This window comes from Sphingobium sp. TKS, assembly GCF_001563265.1.
In the GTDB taxonomy this organism is placed as follows: domain Bacteria; phylum Pseudomonadota; class Alphaproteobacteria; order Sphingomonadales; family Sphingomonadaceae; genus Sphingobium.
In genome coordinates this window covers 2,095,315-2,111,074 of sequence record NZ_CP005083.1, presented here as the reverse complement: position 1 = coordinate 2,111,074, position 15,760 = coordinate 2,095,315, and the positions used below count along the sequence as shown (strand labels likewise).

Sequence of the window (15,760 nt, the reverse complement as noted above, 5' to 3'; positions counted from 1 at the left end):
GCCTCACACTGGCTCCGCATGCACGAAGGAGCCTCCATGACTATCCAGCTTGGGCAGATCGCCCCCGATTTCGAACAGGACAGCACCCACGGCCGCATCCAGTTCCACGACTGGCTCGGAGCGAGCTGGGGCGTCCTTTTCAGCCACCCCAAGAACTTCACGCCGGTCTGCACGACCGAACTGGGCGAGGTCGCGCGGCTGCGCCCCGAATGGGATAGGCGCAGCGTGAAGCCGATCGGGCTGTCGGTCGATCCGGTCGAGGCCCACCATAAATGGGAGTCCGACATCGAGGAGACGCAAGGCGCGACGCTCGATTTCCCCATGATCGCCGATCCCAACGGCCAGGTCTCGAGCCTCTATGGCATGATCCACCCGAAGAGTGATCCGACCGTCACGGTCCGCTCGGTATTCGTGATCGATCCGGCGAAAAAGGTCCGGCTGATCCTCACCTATCCGCCGAGCACGGGCCGCAACTTCGCCGAGATCCTGCGCGCGATCGACAGCCTCCAGCTGACCGACGCGCGCAGCGTCGCCACTCCGGTCAACTGGGAGCCGGGCGAACCCGTCGTGATCTCGCCCAAGCTATCGGACGAGGAAGCCAACCGGCAGTTCCCGCAAGGCTTCAAGACGTTGAAGCCCTATCTGCGGATCGTCGATCTGCAATCGACCGGTCAATGAGCCGGACGCGGACGAACGGGCAGGATAAGGCCGCCGCCATTCCTGAAGGCGACGGCTGGCTGTCCACGCTGTTCGACCGCAACCGGGCCTGGGCCGATGCCAAGACGCGCAACGATCCGGGCTTCTTTCGCCGCCTCGTCGGTCAGCAGCGGCCCCGTTATTTCTGGATCGGCTGCTCGGACAGCCGCGTGCCGGCGACGGAGATCGTCGATCTCGATCCGGGCGAGATGTTCGTCCATCGCAACGTCGCCAATCTCGCAATCGCCGCCGATCCCAATTTTTCCGCCGCGCTGCAGTTCGCGGTCGATGTCCTGAATGTCCACCATATCATCGTCGTGGGCCATTATGGCTGCGGCGGCATTCATGCCGCGATGGAGAACGAGACCGACGACGCCATCGGCCACTGGCTGGCGCCCGTGCGTCAGCTTCACCGTCGTCATCCCTGCAAGGTCAACACCGATGGGGCGGCAGCCGAGGCCCTGTGCGAGCGCAATGTCGTGGCGCAAGTCGACGCGCTGTCCGTCAATCCTCTCGTGCGAGCGGCCTGGGCGCGTGAGGCCCCGCTGAGCCTGCACGGCTGGGTCTATAGGATCGGCGATGGACTGTTGAAGAGCCTGTGCCGGCGAGTCCACGGCGGGGGTTTAGCGGTCGAGCCTGTGATCGATGGGACCGGCTGATCATGGAAGCCATCGTCCGACCGCCTGTTCCGAGCACGGCGACTTCGTGCGATGTGCTGATGGGTGCGATCGCTGCCTGTGAGAACGCCTTATCGCCGAGCCGCCCGCTCGACGCTCTGATCGCCGTTGGGGTGTTCCCCGGCCTGGCGGAACTGCCGCAGATCGAGGTAGGCGTCTGGCTGCATCCAGACGGCTCCCGCGTCCGCGCCCTGCGCTACACCGGTTCGCACACGGCGGCGGCGACGCTCGTACCGCCGGGATACTGGATCGACTCCCGCGCGCGCGGCATCGCGGTGGCATGCGCCCGTGGGGAGTGGATGGAAGATCACCCGGTCGAGGAAATCGCACTCTGTCTCGCGGCCCTGCGCGCGCGCCTGCACGAGAGCCGCGATGTCAACTAGCACTCGACAAGCGACAGCCGCAAAACATCCGGTTTCGGAACGGCGGCCTTCTAGCGCGTTGGAGATTGCCGCGCTATCCGGCAGACCGGCTTGCCGAGAACCTGAACGTGACCGCCTTTGTCTGGTGGGACAGACTCGCGAACTGGCATATCGCCGAACAGCAATATGGTGCCGCGCTGGGTCATGGCGAGCCATGGCGCTTTCCCGCGCCGGTACGCGCTCTTGTTCAGTGAAGGGAGATAACCATGCTTATCGATGTGTTTGCCGGACCCGACCGTCGTACGGCCGCCCCACGGGGCTGCTATCATTTCGTCCGATCGCCCGCGCCTGGCGAGCAGGTGGAAATCGCGGGTGAAATCCTGACTGTGGCCAATGCCTGGCATACGCCCGCCACTCACTATGCCGGCGCCAAATTCGCGATCCTCGTCGGAGATGCGACCATCGGCGGCGAACCAGCGATGCAGTGCCATGAGGACGCCGGCGCCGTGATCTGAGAGCGTCAAGGTTCAAGGGAGGGGACTGGCCCTCAAGCCGTTTATAGGAAAGGAGACACGGACCAGCTTCTTGTTCGGAGTATGTTTTGGAAACGATCACGATCGTGCTTGCCCTGCTCTTCGCCGTCGTCGTGAGCGGCATTGTTGCGCGGCTTCTGCCCTTCCCCCTACCGCGCCCGCTTGTTCAGATCACGCTGGGCGCTTTCATCGGGCTTGCGGCGAACTGGCGCGTGACGCTCGATCCCGAGATATTCTTCCTTCTCTTCCTCCCGCCGCTTCTCTTCCTCGACGGCTGGCGCATTCCGCGCGAAGACCTTTTCAAGGACGGCAAGACCATTCTCGAGCTGGCGCTCGGCCTCGTGGTCTTCACGGTGCTGGGCATGGGTTTGTTCATCCACTGGATGATCCCGGCGATGCCGCTTGCCGTCGCGTTCGCGCTGGCCGCGGTGGTATCACCGACGGATCCCATCGCGGTATCCGCAATCGCTCAACGCTCTCCCATCCCCAAGCGAATGATGCATATCCTGGAGGGCGAATCACTCCTTAATGACGCGTCAGGCCTGGTCTGCCTCCGCTTTGCGGTCGCTGCCGCTCTCACCGGTGCCTTTTCTCTCGGCCAGGCCGCGCTCAGCTTTCTCTGGGTCGCGACTGGCGGGATCATCATCGGGGCCGGTCTGACCTGGTTGGTCGGTTGGCTCAAGGCCATCATTGCTCGCCGTTTCGGCGAGGAAAGCGGATCGCAGGTCCTGATCAGCCTGCTGATTCCGTTTGGCGCCTATCTCATCGCTGAACGGCTGCATTGTTCCGGCATTCTCGCCGCCGTCGCGGCGGGGCTTGCCATGGGCTTCGTCGAATCCCGGGGACAGGCACTCGCCGTCACACGCATCCGCCGCACCGCCTTCTGGGACATGATCCAGTTCACCGCCAACGGGATCATCTTTGTCCTGTTGGGCGAGCAGTTGCCGTCGATCCTGTCGGGTGCTGCCGAAACCGTCCGGCTGACCGGCCACTATGAGCCCTGGTGGCTGGCCATCTATGTCGTCGCGATCAATGCCGGGCTTGCGGGTCTGCGCTTCGGGTGGGTATGGCTGTCGCTCCACCTGACCCTGTTTCGCCAGAGCGACGAACGTGGCGCTCCGGGCTGGCGGATTATCGGGGCCATGTCTTTCGCCGGCGTGCGTGGTGCGATCACGCTGGCCGGCGTGCTCACCCTCCCTCTGACCATGGCCGACGGTTCGGCCTTTCCTGCCCGTGATCTCGCCATCTTCCTGGCCATGGGCGTGATCATCGTATCGCTGGCTTCGGCAAGCATCGGGCTGCCCTTGCTGCTGCGCAACCTTGAGATGCCTCCGGAGCCAAGCCAGACTGCCGCGGTCGAAGCTGCGCGCATAGCCGCTGCGGAAGCGGCGATCGCCGAGATCGAGCGCACCCAGCATCGCCTTGCGGACGGCCGTAAGGATGCCGACACCTATGTTACCGTCGCGTCGCGTCTCATGGATGTCTATCGCGAGCGGATCGACCGCCACGCCCGCGGGCCGGAACAGGGGAGCCTGATCCGGCGTGACGACGCCATCGAGCGCGAGCTGCGGCTGGCTGCGCTCAGAGCCGAACGGGGAGAGATCTTCAGACGCGTGCGTCGGCGCGAACTTGGCAGCGAAGCCGCGCGCAAGCTCGTGCGCGAACTCGATCTCGCCGAGGCCCGCTACGCTGGCTAGCTGACCGGCACCCAGCCCCTATGCAGATGATTTGACTTGCGCCTGTGCTGGGGACATCATCGCATCATGCAGACTAGGCGCCGTCATTTCCGATTCCGCCATCATGGGGGGCAGCTTCTCGCGGGCATCTGGCCCCGGGTTCCGGTGCGGCACGCCCCGAACTCGGGGCAACTCTCGACAGACCGCTGCGCCAGGCCATGAGCCTGCGCGCGCCTCCTTATCCGGAAAGCCAGCACCATGACGAACAGCAAGGCGGCATGTCGACCGCCCATCCATTTGATCGACACCGAGGCCGACGCCCTCACCAACCTGGCGCTTGGCGCCGAAGAGCGGTTACCGCAGGTCAGCGAATTGCTCCTCGAGGAAATCGGACGCGCCACGATTCACAGCGCGACCCAAATCCCGTCCGACGTCGTGACGATGCGTTCGACCGTCGAGTTCACCGACGACGCGAGCGGAGCGACGCGTTCGGTACAGCTCGTCTACCCAAAGGACGCCGACATCTCGGCGGGACGCATCTCGATCCTGACGCCAGTCGGAGCCGGCCTCATCGGCTTGCGCGAGGGAGAGTCGATTCTGTGGCCAGACCGGGAGGGGCATGAACGCAAGCTCGCCATCGTCAAGGTGAGCCAGTCCGCTCAGAGCAACCCATGACTTCCGGCTACCGCGCCAAGCACCGTTATGACGGCCAGCATCAGGAGGAGTTGGTGCATTCCTACCATCCTCTCGAAGTCCGCCGATGGAGCGGGTGATTTCTCCATGCGCGCGTGGAGAAAGAGCGGTTCGATCAGGAACAGCATCGCCATGAATATGGCCCAGAGGCAGACCATGGCGTCCATCCACCAGAAACGGGGATCGGCGAACCGGCCCCACATATCGGCCCTGTAGACCATCCAGAGCCCGCTTGCTCCGGCCAGCAGCACCCACAGGCGCGCCTTCGGCGCAAACCGCTCCTCCAGTTGATGAAAGGCGGCGAGCCTCTCGTCGGGTGCATGGTGGCGCCGGATGGACGGCATCACGACGGTCGTCACGAACGCAACGCCACCGATCCACATCAGGACGGCGACGACGTGCAGCGCACGACCAATGATGAAATCGTCCATCGCGGCGCCTGCCTCAAGCTGCGAGCAGTTCGTCGGCCGGACCGAAGAACTCGTAGTGGATGCGATCGGACGCCACGCCGGCAAGCGACAGCGTCGCGACGAAGGTGCGCAGGAACGGGCGCGGACCACATAGATAATAATCCGCATCTTCGATCGGCGTGTGCTCCGTCAACCAGGCCTCGTCGATCAAGCCATCATGGTCGTAATCGCGACCCGCCACATCCTCGGGGCGAGGGCATTGATAGAAATCGGTGACGCGGATGCTCGGATGAGCAGCCGCGATGGCGCGGACATGATCGGCCAGCGCGTGCGTCGAACCATCCAGCGTGCCGTGAAGATACTGGACGGGGAGATCGGGATGATGTTGCGCGATCGCCTCGAGCATTGCGACCATCGGCGTCAGGCCGACACCGCCGGACATCAGCACCACGGGGCGCTCGGGATTCTCGGACAGGAAGAACTCGCCCGCGGGCGCCGCCACCTTGAGCACCGTGCCCGGCTTCGCCTGGTCATGCAGCCAGCCGGAGGCGAGGCCCATGGGCTCGCGCTTGACCGAAATGCGATAGGTCTCGCCATTGGCCGCCTGCGAGATGCTGTAGTTGCGCTTGACCGGCGGGTGACCGGGGATCTCCAGCCAGAAGGTCAGATACTGGCCGGGTTTGTGGCGAATGACCGGGCGCCCGTCGGTCGGGCGCAGGATGAACGAGGTGATGACGCTGCTTTCGGGGCGGACTTCGTCGATCACGAAGGTGCGCCAACCCGTCCAGCCGCCTTCCGCGGTCTCATGCTCCTTGTAGAGGCGCTCCTCGCGAGCGATCAGGATATGCGCCAGGAACCAGTAGGCTTCGCCCCATGCGGCGAGGATCTCGTCGGTAGCGGCATCGCCCAGCACCGCCTTGATCGCGCCGAGCAGCGCTTCGCCGACGTGAGGATAATGTTCGGGGAGGATCTGCAGGCCGACATGCTTCTGCGCGATCCGCTCGACGGCGGGGGCCAGCGCGCCGAGATTGTCGATATTGGCGCCATAAGCGAGGATGGCGGCGGCCAGCGCGCGCGGTTGCGAACCGGCATCGCCATGGTGCGACTGGTTGAACAGGTCGCGGATCTCCGGGTTCTCGAACATCCGCCGGTACATCTCGCGTACAATGTCGAGGCCGTGCGCTTCGAGCGCGGGCATGGTGGCTTTGACGAGCGCGATGGTGCGCTCGCTGAGTGTCTGTGACATCAACGTCTCCTTAGGGCCGGTAGTGAAGGTGAAGCGAAAGGTCAGCCGTCGGGCGGCTGATCGTAGAAATCGACGCGCATCTTCATCGGGCCAAGCGGCTCCACGAAGTGCGGTTGCTCAGGAAGCAGCAGGCCCGAGGTCTCCGGATCGAGCAGCATTTCGGAAGGAGGATCGAGATAGCTGAGCCGGACCCGCCCCTCGATCACGCGGACGATCCCCCATACGCCGGCCTTGGTGCTGTGCCGGCCGCGCAACGCGGCCGGGAGCGTTGTCTCGTCGAAGACCGGCGTCGACCGATAGGGTTGAACGCGCGAGTTCTCGGTCATCAGAGGCGAGCCCCGTCGGCGAGGTGCGTCGCCTGGACGATCGGCCGCGGTGGCCGAGAATCCAGCCTGAAGAAGAGGGCAAGCTGCAGGCTCTCCGCGATCCGCGCCGCCTTGTCCTGAAGGGCTGCGGCCGCCTCCGGTGCCATCAGTTCGTTCGTCGTGTCCGTCCAAAGCCCGAGCCAGCGCCCGAACAGCGCGGGCGTGATCCGGTCGCGGTGCTTCATATGGGCAGGCACGGGCTGGCCCTTGTAGCGTCCGCTGGTCAGCATCACCGACGACCAGAAGGCCGTGAGCTTCTGAAGATGTGCGGGCCAGTCATCGATCGCACCATTGAATATGGGGCCGAGTTCGACGTCCGCGCGCACGCGGGCGTAGAAGGCGTCCACAAGCCTCTTGAGCCCTCCCTCATCGATTCCCGCGACACTGCCCACGACTCACGCTCCAATCATACATCTCCAATACATCTATCGTGACATTTGAAAGATGCAAGCGTTATGCATATTATGTACGATGGCCCGATTGAAGGTTGCTTAGGAGCATGCATGAAGCTGACGCTGTTCACGGATTACTCGATGCGGGTGCTGCTTTATCTCGCCGCACGGCCCGATCGGCTATGCTCGATCGCCGAGGTCGCGCGGGCCTATGGCATCTCGCAGAATCATCTCATGAAGGTGGTCAATGAGCTCGCGCGCAGCGGCTATATCAAAAGCGAGCGTGGGCGATTCGGTGGCATCCGGCTCGGCAAAGCGCCCGAAGAGATCAATATTGGCGCGCTGGTCCGGCATACCGAAGACGGGTTCGATCTGGTGGATTGCGGAAGCTGCGTGATTGCTCGCGCCTGCGGGCTGACGGGAGTCCTGAAGGAGGCGCTGGCGGCTTTCCTTGGCGTACTGGACGGCTACACACTGTCGGACCTTATGACGAATCGTCAGGATATTGGCCGCATCTTGGCCGAAAGCCTCTCCTCCTGAAGGTTCCAGACGGTCTCGCCTGACGGCTGAGCCGGCGGCATCCATCCTAGCTGACCGGATCTGACACTCCGCTTCCGGCCCCTGAGAAATCTTCCTTGAAGTCCATCCGATCGCGCCCCACCCTCCGCCGACGGCGCTGCCTTACAAGCGACACCACGAAGGTCCATGGCTGCCGCGATGGCAGAAAGACCAATCTCGCGACCTGGGAACCCTGTCGCCGTCGCCGGTGGGCTCAGGCCTGGCGCACCATGCCGGACGCCATAAGGGCAAGCGCCTCATTGATCCTATCCGAGAGATCGGCGTCGACGTCGCAGCCTTTGATCGCCTCCGACATGGCTCGGACCCACTGGTTGGCCGTCGCGGCACTGATCGCGATGGGTGCATGGACCGACATCATGCACTTGCCCGGATTGGCCGCGAACCAGTCGCGCGGTCCTCCGATCCAGCCGGTCAGGAAACCGCTGAGCGAGCGGCGCATCGGCGTCAAGTCGTCGGCGTGCAGGGCGCGAAGATCGCGATACGCAGGATCGGTGTCCATCAGGTCATAGAAGCGATCCACAATTTGCCTGATCGCGTCGCTGCCCCCGATCGCTTCGAAGGGGGACCACGGCGGGGCACTCGCAGTCGTCAATGCCGCCGTCCGCGCAAGGCATCTTCGATCGAGACGCTCCCGAGGACGATCATGAAGAACAGCATCGATCCGACAACGAGCAGGGGAAAATGGGCGCTGAACATCTCTGCCATGACGATTTCCTTTCGCAGTCAGGCTAGCGGCTCGCTGGATCGACCGATTTGACGAAGGTCAAAGGCAATCAGCAGATATGGGCCGGTTTAGAGCGCGCTGCCGGCTGCACGTGTCGGATCGGCCCGGAAGCTGTCGAACCTGCTCGCAATCAGCCGCGCATAAGGCAGCCCGGCCGGTGCGATCTTCAGATGGCGAGATTCCACGGCGAGGAGGTTCCTCGCCGTGAATGCTTCAAGATGGGGCCGCACGGCCTGCAACATATCCTCGGGGACGGCCGCTTCCCCAGAGCAGAGAAGGCTTTCAATGATCGCAGCGCGGCGGCGGGCGTCAGGCGAGCGCATCACGCCCCGTTGACCCGCGAGGCTCCCTGCCGTGACCAGCATGCGGTAGCGACCGGCGAGCTTCTCGTTCTGGAGAATCATGTCGGGGAACAGGCTGATGGCGCTGGCGCCGAGGCCCAGGATAACGTCGGCGGGATCGTCGGTGAATCCCTGGAAATTGCGCCGCAGGCTCCCCCCCTCGGCTGCCATGGCGAGCGGGTCGCCCGGCAATGCGAAATGGTCAAACCCGACGGCCGCGTAGCCTGCCCGGGTCAGGCGCTCGAAGCCGAGCGCAGCATGTTCGAAGCGTTGCCGCATGTCGGGAAGCTGGCTCCCATCGATCCGGCGCTGACGGGGGATCACCGAGGGCAGGTGAGCATAGCCGAACAAGGCCATGCGGTCGGGGGCAAGCCGCAGCGCTTCGTCGAGGGTGGCGTCAAGATCGGCGCCCGTCTGGCCGGGTAAACCGTACATGAGGTCAATGTTCAGAGACCGGATACCTGAATCACGCAGCCGCGAAATCGCGGTCTCGATCATTGACAGGGGCTGGATACGGCCGATCGCCCGCTGAATATGCGGCTCGAAGGTTTGACAGCCGAGGCTGGCGCTGGAGATGCGCGCCTGGGCGATCGCATCGTACCAGCCATCGTCGAGGGTGCGGGGATCCAATTCGATCGACAGCGCGGCGGTGGCCGCATCGAACGCGACGATGAGTCGGTCGAGCAGCCGCAGAAAGCTCGACGGCGGCAGGGCATTGGGGCTTCCGCCGCCAAAGGCGATCCGGGTGACGCGTCCACGTCCCTGAAGGCGCCGGGCCACAAGGCGGATCTCCAGTTCGAGCGCTTCGAGATAACCCGCGAGCCTTCCCGGGCGATTGGCCGCACCCGTATTGCAACCGCAATACCAGCATATCTCCCGGCAATAGGGGATATGGACATAGACCGAGACCGGAGCTTCGCGGCCGATCCGTTCGAGCGCCGCCACTTGCTCAGATCGGCCGATCCCGCCTTCGAACTCGAGGGCGGTCGGATAGCTCGTATAGCGCGGCACTGGCTGGGCGAGCAGGTCTGGATGGTAGGGCCACATGGCTCGTCCGCTTGTGCGCTCTCGGCATCTCTCTCCTTGACCAAGGTCAAGGCTGCGTTTGGTCGGGGTCGAACAGACGAAAATCCGCCGAACTGCCTAACCAGGATCGTTCGCGCCGAAGTGCGCCGGCCCCTTTCGCTAGACGATGCCGCCGTGCGATCGCCGGCACCGTCATTCGCGCGCACGGCCGACGGCACCTGCGCACGCCTTGGTATCATTCCCTCCCTGCTGGCGCGGTCGCGCTTGTTTGGTCGCGCGAGCCTCGCGGAAGTTGAGATTGTCTTCTCAAGAGGTCGGGACAGTGACGTCTCCCGGATTCGAGCCAGCATGCGCCGCTTGCCGATTTTCTTCGCTTCGGCCACGAGGCTTTTGACCGCCGTCAAAGTGCTGGCCTTGCTCCGGGATCACAACTTCATCCATCGACTCCGTCAGGATACGCGACATGGCACCAGCGCTTCGATGTCTCCTTTCTTGCTTTCCCTTGCGGCTGGCGCCCTATTGACTGCGGTCTTGCTCTTCGTGCCCTCGGACGGGCGCAGGCTGGTTCGCGAACAACCGTTGTACTGATCCTGGCGCTACCCCCTCCCCGCGCCAGCGCAATGCCACCGCGGACCGCGTCCGCGGTGGCTTTTTTTCGCATTTATGTCGCTTGCAAACCCATGCGCGAGGGGCGGTCATTGGTGGCTTGCTGCCGGGCAGGTTTGAGGAGATGATCCCAGGCTACGGACATAACTCGTGGGTTTGGCTGGGGCGGGAAATGGCGAGCAGAGAAGACATAACCCGAGCATCCCTCTGGCTGGCCGTGTTGGCGGGCGGACCGCTGCTCGGCGCCAAGTTGTTCGACCTTCTCGTCCTTGCTGGCGCTTGGAGCGCTAATCCACCTGCATCTCTCGGTATGATGCCTTACGGCAAGGCTTGGCCAGTCGATACCGGCATATTCTTCATTCCGTTCTCGGCCGCCATGCTGATAGCCGGGTTCGGTGCGCTCGTAGCGGGGTGGCGAACCCCGTGGCGCTATCGATGGCTGCTCTGCCTGCCATCGATCGGCATTCTGCTCCTGCTGATCCTGACTGTGGTCGAGTTCTGGCCTATGAACGCCGCGCTCTTCTATCACGGCATCCACTCGCCCAAGGACACCATCACAGATGGTCAGTCGATCGCCATGGCGCAGCGCTGGGTGACGACTGGGTTCGGGTAGCTGGAGCCGCTGCCGCTTTTCGTATCGGCCATGCGGGCGCTGACCTTGCCCTGGCCTCAAGACATTGCAAAGGACCCGCCGCTTGTGCGTGTCGTTCTCGCGCTCGCCCTTGCCGGAGTGGCGGGTTTCATAGTGTGGTTCGTGTCGAATCTATGACCCTGTGCCGGGCGACAGCAGTCACCGCATGACTGGGTTTACAAGCTACATGACTGTCCTTTTTCTTCGGTGATCTTCGCGATCGCCGAGACAGCCCGGCGCGGCGTGTGGACATTGTGATCAGCACCGTCAGCGTCGAGTCCTCCGCCCGATCCAGCTGACCGTCAACTTTGACGCGAGTCAAAGCTGCCGCTTCATGCTTTCGCTAGACCCCGCAAGTTGCATCGGAGAAAGATATGCGGCCTCAGCGGAGCGTCATGAATATCGAGAAGGCGCCGGACAATCTCGTCGCCTTCAGGTCGGGCTGGCATATGATTGGTGAGCTGGAACTGGTTCCCATCATGACCGATCACGCGCACCTAGCGGCATTGTGCGACAGGCTCGAAAAGCTCGCCGACGGGCTGCCCGGCCTGCCTCGACCCGCGCTGGTGGACGATGTCTGCGCGGACCTGGGGAGGCTCTCGTCCCAGCTTCCCCGCGGGGGGCGACGGCTCGTTGAACAGCTGTTCGCCCGCCCAACGGCAGAGCCGCTCCGCACGATCCTGCTGGAACGCATCGGGCGCCAGCATCTGGTCGAGGCGATAGCTGCGGAGGATCTCGCAGCTGCGCTGCGGCCGCTGAATTGCGCTACGCGCGCCTTTTCCGCGGAGGCCTTGGGATACATGTTGAGAAGCTTCTTCGAGGTGGCGCGTGCGGACATGGCGTTCGAGACGCTGGCACTCCTGACCCTCGGAGGAAACCGGCTAACGAATGAGGCAAACGCGTTTCTGGTCGGCCGCCTTTCCGGATGTGGCAGCCGCTCCTAACCTCCGGCCGAGCGGCTCAGGCCGCCTCGGCGAGCCCTTCCAGTCCGCCCCGGTCGATGATCGCCACCGACCGGCCGCCGGAAAGCGCGATGATTCCGCGGTTCTTCAACTTGGTGAGCTGTCGGCTGACAGTTTCGATCGTGAGCCCCAGCACCTCCGCGATCTGCCCCCGGGAGAGCGGCAGCTCGAACGCATTCGGCCGCCCTTCGCTCGCCAAGGGAGTCTCAATGGCCGCCTCCATCTCCAGCAGAAAGCCTGCGATGCGCTCGCCGGCGGACTGACGCGCCAGCATCAGCATCCGGTGGCGCGCCAAGTCGAGCGAATGCGCCATTCGCCTGAGCAATTCCTGCTCGACGCAGCTATGCATGTCCAGCAGGCGCCTAAAGTCGCGCTGCGCGAAGATGCAGGTTTGCGCGTCCGTGAGGGCGGTAAACGTGAACTCGGCCTGCGGGGCGAACGGTTGCCCGATGAAATCGCCTGGATATAGGAGCCCGACGATCTGCTCACGGCCGCCGATGGTCGAGGCAGTGATCTTGACCATGCCCGAGACGAGGCTCCCGCATGGAGGATGCGGGTCGCCCGCCCAGATGAGGCCTTGCCCGCGCGAAACGCGCGAGCGCCGCCCGATGCGGTGGAACGTGGCCAGATCCGCATCCGAGACACCCTTACAGACCGCTGAGCTTCGCACAGCGCAATCGGCGCAGGATTGGACAAGCTGGATCATGCCTGTCTTATCGCGCGCCAGGCGGGCAGCCAGCATTGGGAAACATACGTAGTAGGATGCTGCAATCCAGCTCCGATCCCTGGGCCTTGGCCGCGAGCATGACCCCGCAAAGCTGGCAATGGCCCGAACGGGTCGCGCGCCGCACGATGGGCGAGCCGACGCTGTGGGACGCCGGTATCCGCCTGATGCGCGCGGGGAACCCGGAAGGCTGGCGGGCCATCGTTGATGCCGCCGACATGCGGCAGGCGAACCGCGACACCATCGCCGCTTGCGAGAGGGCGGCGGAGAAAGCCAAGGAGCCGGTGCGATGCACGATCAGGATAGGGCGTTAGACGCTTTGGCCGGATCGCAGGATGATAGGCCGCGAAGCCGACCGGCCGCTACGGCGCTATATGGGGAGCGCGCGGCCGGTCGCTTCGCTCCACACCTCATTCACTCATTCTTTCCTCGCTTGGGGGAAAGAGCAACGTGCGGGCAGTTGCGATAACGGTCTTGTTGAGATCGTGAAGGATGTGGACGAAAAGCCGAGAATATTGCCAGTATAGCGTGACATCCAGTGCACGCAAAGGTTCCAACGGTTGCAGTTCGCCAGACGCAATGTAGCGATCACCCAGAATATGCGGCACCATGCCCCAGCCCAGTCCCACCCGTAGTAGGTCGACAAATCCTTGAGTAGACGGCACCCAATGGGTTGGTGGCGATACATCGCTGTCCAGAACAGTCTTTGCCCAGCGCGCCTGCAGGGCATCTTCCCGGTCGGTGCGCAGCATCGGTGCTTTCGAAAGAGAGAGAGCGTCAATGCCGTTCGGGAAAAAGCGGGTGAAATAGGCCGGTGATGCAACCGCAACATAGCGGAGTATGCCTAAAGGCGTAATACGGCAGCCTTGAACGGCCGCTGGGTCAGCGGTGATTGCCGCAAGGACTTCGCCGGAGCGGAGCAATTGGGCGGTTTGTTCCTCACCCTCAAGAACGAGATCAAGCAGATTACCACTGCGCCGCGCAAACTCCCCTGCAGCCGCTGGAAACCATGTGCTGAGACTATCGCCATTGACCGCAATGCGAATTGTGGGGGCACATGCCGGATGAACGGTAAAAAGGTTCGGCATTCCGTCTATGAGGTTCCTTTCGAGTAGCTGCACGCGCTCGAAATGAGCGCACATACGCGCGCCGACCGAGGTCGGGCGACAAGGGCTTGTGCGCAACACCAGCACTGCGCCGACACGTTCTTCAATGGCCTTTATCCGCTGAGAGACTGCCGACGAGGTGACTCCGAGAGCTGCGGCGGCACGCTCAAAACTTCCCTCGCGCACCACGGCGGCAACAGCAGCGAGTGCTGAATATTCGATTATGGGATTAGTCATGCTTAATACCCCTTAGAATATTTAGCTATCCTAACTGGCAATGGTGGATCATCCAACCACAAACATAACGAATGGCTTTCTAGGAGCTTCGCAATGGATGCATCATCATCACTCGCAGGAGTCATAGACGCGGAGAATTTGGCTTTTACTTCCCATGTAAAATCTAAACTCTCCAACCTCGCGAACTTCGATACACGTTCACTCAACTGGCTAATGCTGGAGCATTATCAATTTTCGGCTCGCAATACGACCTTCCTCGCACAAGGAGCGGAACTAGCACTTGAATTTACGAACGCGGCTATTCACACCGAATTGATGCGAAATCTGGCCGAAGAGAACGGCCATGCCGCAATGTATAAGTCCGCGTTGGAACGTATTGGCATTTCCATCGAGTCCAGAGACGAGTTTCCTCCCACTTCGTATTTCTTCTTCCGTATCGCTGGTCTGATATCGGATGACCCCTCGCGAATGCTTGGTGCCATGTATGCCACGGAAGCGGCGGCGATCTTCGAGCATGAGATTTTCCGGCATATCTCCAAGGAAGTCATCAGGCGTGGTGAGCTTGCGGCCGAGGGTAAGCCCTTGGTGGCATTCCACGACATGCATCTGAGCGGAGTCGAGCAGAGCCACAAGGATGAACTCGGAATCTTTCTACAGGAGATCAATCCCTATCAGCAGACCGTCAGTGCTGATGGCGTCAGCCCCGGCGCCGCATTGGACGGTGGACGCAAGGCGATTGCGGCGATGCGGCAATGGTGGCAGGATTTGCTCGCGCCGATCTTTCCCCTCGCCATCGCTGCGTGAGCCGAGGGGGCATGTCAATGCAAGAACTGAGACTTACTGAGTCAGCTTCACATTCGTTGAGCGAGAGGATCATCACCGTATCAGACGGATCAACCGGGTCGCGCTCCGCACCGTTTCCTCTGATCCCCGTCGCTGCGCTGTTGGTGGCGATGGTGTCGATCCAAAGTGGTGCCTCGCTGGCAAAGTCGCTTTTCCCGATCGTGGGAGCGGAGGGGGCGACGGCTCTTCGCCTAGGGCTGGCAGCGGGCATCCTGCTCATCATCTTTCGGCCATGGCGAACGCGATTGGATCGCGCAGCAATTCGCCCGCTGCTATTCTATGGAGCCGCACTTGGCGGCATGAACCTCCTTTTTTACCTGGCGATCCATAGCCTGCCTCTTGCGGTGGCGGTTGCCCTTGAATTTACGGGGCCGCTTGGCCTCGCGCTCTGGCAATCGCGCCGCCCTATCGATTTGTGCTGGGTGGTCCTCGCGTTCATCGGTATCGCACTGTTGTTCACTTACGGAACGACCGGCATGGGATTGAATGCCGGCGGAGTGACGTTTGCCTTGGGGGCAGGCGTTTGCTGGGCTGTCTACATACGGATTGGCAAGCGTGCCGCAGCGCAAGGCCGCCAGGCAGCCGTCGCTTATGGCACCACGATTGCAGCCATCCTAACCGTTCCGGTCGGTCTTGAGCATACCGGCGGTCATCTACTTTCTTTCGATATTCTACCACTTGCTCTTGCTGTCGCCCTGTTGACCAGCGCTATTCCCTATTCGCTTGAGATCGTCGCGTTACAAGGTTTGTCCACAAGAACCTTCGGCATTCTGACGAGTATGGAGCCAGCGCTGGCAGCGTTGTCGGCAGCGATCATTCTTGCTGAACATCTTTCTCTCGCCCAGGTCATCGGAACCGGGACAATCATGGCGGCTTCGATAGGAGCCGTGACCAGCGACAGTCGCTCGACGCCCGAGCCGGTTTGAAAGGG

General features: G+C 62.7%; 22 protein-coding genes. 14 read left to right on the top strand and 8 right to left on the bottom strand.

All coding sequences use genetic code 11. The features are described 5' to 3' along the window. Positions 1-36 precede the first annotated feature (36 nt). The 7 genes from K426_RS10510 to rnk all read left to right on the top strand — a co-directional run bounded on the left by K426_RS10510 (position 37) and on the right by rnk (position 4,619). Positions 37-678, top strand: a complete 642-nt coding sequence (locus K426_RS10510) for a peroxiredoxin (RefSeq protein WP_066556666.1) — start codon at positions 37-39, stop codon at positions 676-678. Further along, positions 675-1,355 carry a carbonic anhydrase gene (locus tag K426_RS10505; protein ID WP_066556665.1) on the top strand — a complete coding sequence of 227 codons (681 nt, stop codon included), beginning with the start codon at positions 675-677 and terminating at the stop codon, positions 1,353-1,355. The genes K426_RS10510 and K426_RS10505 overlap by 4 nt, the downstream gene beginning before the upstream one ends. Before the next feature lie 2 nt (positions 1,356-1,357). After that, positions 1,358-1,756: a hypothetical protein gene (locus K426_RS10500; RefSeq protein ID WP_145907266.1), complete on the top strand. Its 399-nt coding sequence runs from the start codon at positions 1,358-1,360 to the stop codon at positions 1,754-1,756. A 65-nt stretch (positions 1,757-1,821) separates the two neighbouring features. Beyond that, entirely contained in the window at positions 1,822-1,989 is a 168-nt protein-coding gene (locus K426_RS31265; RefSeq protein ID WP_236036189.1) for a hypothetical protein, read from the top strand. A 12-nt stretch (positions 1,990-2,001) separates the two neighbouring features. Next, positions 2,002-2,250 (top strand): hypothetical protein, encoded by a 249-nt coding sequence (locus tag K426_RS10495; RefSeq protein ID WP_066556661.1) that lies wholly within the window; start codon positions 2,002-2,004, stop codon positions 2,248-2,250. 86 nt (positions 2,251-2,336) lie between these two features. Further along, entirely contained in the window at positions 2,337-3,965 is a 1,629-nt protein-coding gene (locus K426_RS10490; protein WP_066556659.1) for a Na+/H+ antiporter, read from the top strand. Between the two features lie 237 nt (positions 3,966-4,202). Continuing rightward, entirely contained in the window at positions 4,203-4,619 is a 417-nt protein-coding gene (gene rnk / locus K426_RS10485) for a nucleoside diphosphate kinase regulator (protein ID WP_066556652.1), read from the top strand. Here rnk and K426_RS10480 read toward each other — a convergent pair. The 4 genes from K426_RS10480 to K426_RS10465 are packed head-to-tail and all read right to left on the bottom strand — an operon-like array spanning position 4,604 to position 7,050. Next, complete coding sequence (locus tag K426_RS10480; RefSeq protein ID WP_066556649.1) at positions 4,604-5,068, bottom strand: hypothetical protein; 465 nt, start codon at positions 5,066-5,068, stop codon at positions 4,604-4,606. The genes rnk and K426_RS10480 overlap by 16 nt on opposite strands. A 13-nt stretch (positions 5,069-5,081) precedes the next feature. Then, positions 5,082-6,293, bottom strand: a complete 1,212-nt coding sequence (gene hmpA / locus K426_RS10475) for an NO-inducible flavohemoprotein (RefSeq protein ID WP_066556647.1) — start codon at positions 6,291-6,293, stop codon at positions 5,082-5,084. Between the two features lie 41 nt (positions 6,294-6,334). Continuing rightward, positions 6,335-6,619 carry a DUF1971 domain-containing protein gene (locus tag K426_RS10470; RefSeq protein ID WP_066556645.1) on the bottom strand — a complete coding sequence of 95 codons (285 nt, stop codon included), beginning with the start codon at positions 6,617-6,619 and terminating at the stop codon, positions 6,335-6,337. Next, positions 6,619-7,050 (bottom strand): group III truncated hemoglobin, encoded by a 432-nt coding sequence (locus tag K426_RS10465; RefSeq protein WP_066556643.1) that lies wholly within the window; start codon positions 7,048-7,050, stop codon positions 6,619-6,621. The genes K426_RS10470 and K426_RS10465 overlap by 1 nt, the downstream gene beginning before the upstream one ends. Positions 7,051-7,161: 111 nt before the next feature. Here K426_RS10465 and K426_RS10460 point away from each other — a divergent pair, with 111 nt between their 5' ends. Next, positions 7,162-7,590: an Rrf2 family transcriptional regulator gene (locus K426_RS10460; RefSeq protein WP_066556641.1), complete on the top strand. Its 429-nt coding sequence runs from the start codon at positions 7,162-7,164 to the stop codon at positions 7,588-7,590. Positions 7,591-7,822: 232 nt separating this feature from the next. Here K426_RS10460 and K426_RS10455 read toward each other — a convergent pair whose 3' ends face one another. Continuing rightward, a complete protein-coding gene (locus K426_RS10455; protein WP_066556640.1) occupies positions 7,823-8,221 on the bottom strand; it encodes a group II truncated hemoglobin in 399 nt (132 codons plus the stop codon). 200 nt (positions 8,222-8,421) lie between these two features. Next, on the bottom strand, positions 8,422-9,741 hold the full coding sequence (locus K426_RS10450; RefSeq protein ID WP_066556639.1) for a radical SAM protein: 1,320 nt from the start codon (positions 9,739-9,741) through the stop codon (positions 8,422-8,424). 36 nt (positions 9,742-9,777) lie between these two features. On the opposite strand from K426_RS10450, the gene K426_RS31260 reads away from it, so the two are divergent. The 3 genes from K426_RS31260 (at position 9,778) to K426_RS10435 (ending at position 11,901) form a co-directional block, all read left to right on the top strand. Then, complete coding sequence (locus tag K426_RS31260; RefSeq protein WP_145907263.1) at positions 9,778-10,308, top strand: hypothetical protein; 531 nt, start codon at positions 9,778-9,780, stop codon at positions 10,306-10,308. A gap of 190 nt (positions 10,309-10,498) precedes the next feature. After that, the gene (locus K426_RS10440) at positions 10,499-10,939 is read left to right on the top strand and encodes a hypothetical protein (RefSeq protein ID WP_197672782.1); all 441 of its coding nucleotides are present in this window, start codon (positions 10,499-10,501) and stop codon (positions 10,937-10,939) included. Positions 10,940-11,352: 413 nt separating this feature from the next. Continuing rightward, positions 11,353-11,901 carry a hypothetical protein gene (locus K426_RS10435; RefSeq protein ID WP_066556637.1) on the top strand — a complete coding sequence of 183 codons (549 nt, stop codon included), beginning with the start codon at positions 11,353-11,355 and terminating at the stop codon, positions 11,899-11,901. 16 nt (positions 11,902-11,917) lie between these two features. Here K426_RS10435 and K426_RS10430 read toward each other — a convergent pair whose 3' ends face one another. Continuing rightward, positions 11,918-12,589 (bottom strand): Crp/Fnr family transcriptional regulator, encoded by a 672-nt coding sequence (locus K426_RS10430; protein ID WP_237230051.1) that lies wholly within the window; start codon positions 12,587-12,589, stop codon positions 11,918-11,920. A 92-nt stretch (positions 12,590-12,681) separates the two neighbouring features. Between K426_RS10430 and K426_RS10425 the strand changes: the two genes are divergently transcribed. Continuing rightward, complete coding sequence (locus K426_RS10425; protein ID WP_066556636.1) at positions 12,682-12,957, top strand: DUF6118 family protein; 276 nt, start codon at positions 12,682-12,684, stop codon at positions 12,955-12,957. 96 nt (positions 12,958-13,053) lie between these two features. Here the strand turns inward: K426_RS10425 and K426_RS10420 are convergent, their stop codons facing one another. Beyond that, positions 13,054-13,986 carry a LysR family transcriptional regulator ArgP gene (locus K426_RS10420; protein ID WP_197672781.1) on the bottom strand — a complete coding sequence of 311 codons (933 nt, stop codon included), beginning with the start codon at positions 13,984-13,986 and terminating at the stop codon, positions 13,054-13,056. A 93-nt stretch (positions 13,987-14,079) separates the two neighbouring features. Here K426_RS10420 and K426_RS10415 point away from each other — a divergent pair, with 93 nt between their 5' ends. Both K426_RS10415 and K426_RS10410 read left to right on the top strand, forming a co-directional pair. After that, positions 14,080-14,790, top strand: coding sequence for a DUF3865 domain-containing protein (locus K426_RS10415; protein ID WP_082748547.1), 711 nt, complete (start codon positions 14,080-14,082; stop codon positions 14,788-14,790). Between the two features lie 11 nt (positions 14,791-14,801). Next, positions 14,802-15,755: an EamA family transporter gene (locus tag K426_RS10410; protein WP_236036186.1), complete on the top strand. Its 954-nt coding sequence runs from the start codon at positions 14,802-14,804 to the stop codon at positions 15,753-15,755. Positions 15,756-15,760 lie beyond the last annotated feature (5 nt).